Source organism: Arthrobacter zhaoguopingii, assembly GCF_009828595.1.
Classification (GTDB): domain Bacteria; phylum Actinomycetota; class Actinomycetes; order Actinomycetales; family Micrococcaceae; genus Arthrobacter_D; species Arthrobacter_D zhaoguopingii.
Genome location: NZ_WPNY01000030.1, coordinates 1 through 3303, shown reverse-complemented (window position 1 = coordinate 3303; position 3303 = coordinate 1). Strand labels below are relative to the sequence as shown.

General features: G+C 63.0%; 4 protein-coding genes. 3 read left to right on the top strand and 1 reads right to left on the bottom strand.

Annotation, left to right across the window (positions count from 1 at the left end):
- Both GVV86_RS18555 and GVV86_RS18360 read left to right on the top strand, forming a co-directional pair.
- Window positions 1-349: hypothetical protein (locus tag GVV86_RS18555; RefSeq protein ID WP_210252883.1), on the top strand; the 349-nt coding region annotated here is incomplete at its 5' end.
- A 320-nt stretch (window positions 350-669) separates the two neighbouring features.
- On the top strand, window positions 670-1308 hold the full coding sequence (locus GVV86_RS18360) for a LysE family translocator (protein ID WP_159620694.1): 639 nt from the start codon (window positions 670-672) through the stop codon (window positions 1306-1308).
- A gap of 561 nt (window positions 1309-1869) precedes the next feature.
- Here GVV86_RS18360 and GVV86_RS18355 read toward each other — a convergent pair.
- Window positions 1870-2622 (bottom strand): hypothetical protein, encoded by a 753-nt coding sequence (locus tag GVV86_RS18355; protein WP_246670054.1) that lies wholly within the window; start codon window positions 2620-2622, stop codon window positions 1870-1872.
- A gap of 118 nt (window positions 2623-2740) precedes the next feature.
- Between GVV86_RS18355 and GVV86_RS18830 the strand changes: the two genes are divergently transcribed.
- The gene (locus GVV86_RS18830) at window positions 2741-2890 is read left to right on the top strand and encodes a LuxR C-terminal-related transcriptional regulator (protein WP_246670053.1); all 150 of its coding nucleotides are present in this window, start codon (window positions 2741-2743) and stop codon (window positions 2888-2890) included.
- Window positions 2891-3303: the final 413 nt, after the last annotated feature.

Genomic DNA, 3303 nt, shown 5'->3' with positions numbered 1-3303 from the left:
GCACAAAATTCGAAACCAGCCAAAAAAACCAGCCCACCACACGGGGTGCGGCAGACCAGCCAATTCAACCAATCAAAAAACAATCGGTATCAACAAACTTGGCACACTATTGAGTTCTCAAACAACAAACACGTGGGAATACTTTTTCGAGCCAGATCCGAAGTTTTCCTTCGAAATCCTCCAAAGCTCTTTATTTCTTCGCCGTGGTGTGTTACTAACTTATTTCATTTCCTTTCCCCTTGTCAAATCCGTTCTTTTCGGTGAAACCCGAGAAGTATTCGACAAGAGGAATCAACCACAGCAAAATAAAGCATCATCCGGCTTTAGTGCTCAGCACACGCTGGACTAGCTTCAAGAATATGGTGGGGTTGGCTGCCCTCAGCGGGGCAACTCAGAAAACATTACATGCCTCCGCGCAGCAGCGCAAACCGGACGGGCACGTTGTGATGAGCATCGCAGGGTACTCATCTCCTGCACTCCAGCGGCTGCCTGGCCGGCGCATCCGCTGCCCAAGCTGCTTCATTGAAACGCCTCGATTCAGCTCGAGGGACGCAGCGCAGACCACGGGCTCTCGTTTCGGCGCGGCCCACCGGGGGGAGGCCTCGTAAAGGGCCTACCGCAGGGTGAGCCACAGAGCTAATGTTGCACCGTCATCGAGGAGGATCCGCCGTGATTTCCGCAAGCACCGCTGCGTTGCTGATAGCTGTGTCTCTTCCGATCGCCCTCATCCCCGGGCCTTCGGTGGCCTTCATCCTAACCACGACTCTGCGTTCCGGACGCGGTGGAGGTTTAGCCGCCGTCGCCGGGATCGAGTTGGGTTATGTTCTGCATGTGGCCGGCGCCGCCCTCGGCATCTCGGCCCTAGTGGCTGCAAGCGCAATCGCGTTCACAGTAGTCAAGGTCGCCGGCGTCCTGTACCTGCTCTGGTTGGCCTTCCGCGCCTTGGGCTCTCGCAGGCAGGGAACCTTGGAACAGCCCGCCGTCCAGGACGTGGAACCCACAGTGAGGCGCAGCCTTACTCGAGGATTCATGGTTGGTGCGCTGAATCCCAAGACTGCCATGTTCTTTGTGGCCTTCCTCCCCCAGTTCGTCCAACCCGGAGCTGGACCCATCTGGCTGCAACTCACTCTGCTGGGCTTTCTTTTCATTCTTGTGATGACCGTCCCCGACACGGTCTGGGCTCTGGCCGGCGCTGCGCTCCGCCGCCATCTCCCCCGCCTGAAACTGCGCGTGCTCGACCGCGTCAGCGGCTGCGTGTATCTCTTCATGGCCGCAGCCGCGTCGACCGTCCGGCGCACCACCCCGTAGGGTGGGCCTGGCCGGCGCAGGTCCCCTAGCCGACCCCCTCACGTCTGCCGCACCTAGGCGCCACTCGCTGGGTAACCGTTTCGCGGGAGCCCTTGAGGCTGTCTTTGAGCCGGGCCTACTTCGGCACGGTCCAAGGCCGGCCCGAAGGGCCCTGCAGTGCGTTTCCTCTGCAGGTGATGGGTCATCCGGGGACGATTCCGCCGTCGTTGAGGAAGCCGCCGCGGGGACCGTCGTCCGAGAGTGGCGGGGTGCGAGATCAAGTGCAATTGCAGCCCCTTGGTCGGCGGGGCGCGGGGCGTTGAACCCGTTGAGTCCGTTGCCGTGCCCTGCAGAGCTGCGCGGCGTGCCCGATGGAAGGAGCTCGGTGATTTAGATGGTTGTGCGGTGTTCCTCCATGGAGGAACACCAGGTGGGTTCCGAGGACTTGAAAAGGCTTCGCGGGGTCCTTTGGCCTTCCGCGGTTGATGCCGGTTAGCCCGTGACCGGAACCCGTGCCTTCGCCGCTGGCGCGCTACGAGTTGCAATCGGTCGGCTCGGGCACCGCAGCGCCCGCGTCGCACGTCAGGCGTCACCGTCGAGAATCCCGCCGTCTAGAATCCGGCTGTATCGCAGGCGCAGTGCACGTTCGGTGCTGGCAGTGATCGCCGCGACAACCAGGAAGACGTTCACCCACTCGGGCAGGCGGACGGGGCTGTTCAGCGTACCGACGCTCTCCGCTAACAGCGGGATCGATGTGAGCTGCTCGATGATCTGGGGCAGGCCGAGCACCAGGGCGAGGAGAAGCACGACCATGGACGCCGCGCCCAGGGTGCGGCTTAACGCCGGACGGGTTCGTTCAAGGTGTGCCCGTCGCCCCTCAGCCGATGCGTGATCGGGAAAGAGCTGTCGCTGTGTCCCGTCGTACGTTACGTAATGACACCGCCTGAGTCCGTAAGCGCTGGTCGCGACCTCGATCCGACCACCGGGGACGGGAAAGACCGCCGGAACCTTCGATCGTGCGGTGTTGATGCCATCGCGATAGAGCCGGGCGTACACCTCTCCGTCCGGATCGCCCCCATGCCGAATGTCGACGGACCAGGTTTCCGGCGGGGCGTCTCCATAGCTCAGGGGAAGGTGGAACACCGAACGCGAAAACAGTTGCCACCAACGAACGGGCTGCAGCGCGTGGCCGTCTCCGGGTTTGACCCTATTCATCGTCGCCTCCTCCTGAGCCGGGCATTTCCGGCATCCACTCACCGAAGACGGCACCACCGGTCGACATCCGGCATCCGGCAGCACGCCGCGGTGGGTACTTGCAAAGTACCAGCGTTCCATCCCCTCATACCCGAGCCTAGTGCCGGGTCACGGTTCGGCGGTGACACTACGCCACTACTGCCGGTTCGCGATGAAGCGCAGACTGGGGAGGAGATGAAGAACCTGCAACCGTGCGGGCGTGGACGCCACCATCTCCGCGCAGGCGCTCATCAACGACATCCCGCTCGCCGAGCGGGAGGGAGATGTGCTCCGTGTGGCAAGTGACGGATATTCGGTGCAGGACATCGCTCGAATCCTGCACCTTGCCCTCGGCACGGTCCGCAACTAACTTTCAAGTGCCATCGGCAAGACCCACACCACGACCCGCCACGACGCCGCCCGTTACGCGCGCGAACACGACTGGCTGTGAATGGATCTGGTCGAACCCAGATCTGCAATGCCACGCTGTGAGGTGATGACGAGCGGATCGGTGGGCGGCCCGGTGGCTGCCGGTGCTGGGGTGCGTGCAGCCGTGGCGTGTGGCGGACCGGTGGGCGGCCCCGGTGGGTGCCGGTGCCGGTTGTGGGCCCTGCCGGTGGGGTCCGGGTTGGGGTGGGGGGTGGGCCCGGTCTTGTGGTGGTGGGTGGTTAAAGGGGTGCAGGCCCCACCGGTGGTGGGGCCTGCATTTTAAGGGTGGTCCGGCGGTGTCCTACTCTCCCACACTCTCTCGGGTGCAGTACCATCGGCGCTGTGGGTCTTAGC

What these genes read in the sequence shown, in the direction of transcription:
- GVV86_RS18355 (WP_246670054.1), bottom strand. Translation starts at nt 2,622, where the DNA reads ATGGAACGCTGGTACTTTGCAAGTACCCACCGCGGCGTGCTGCCGGAT.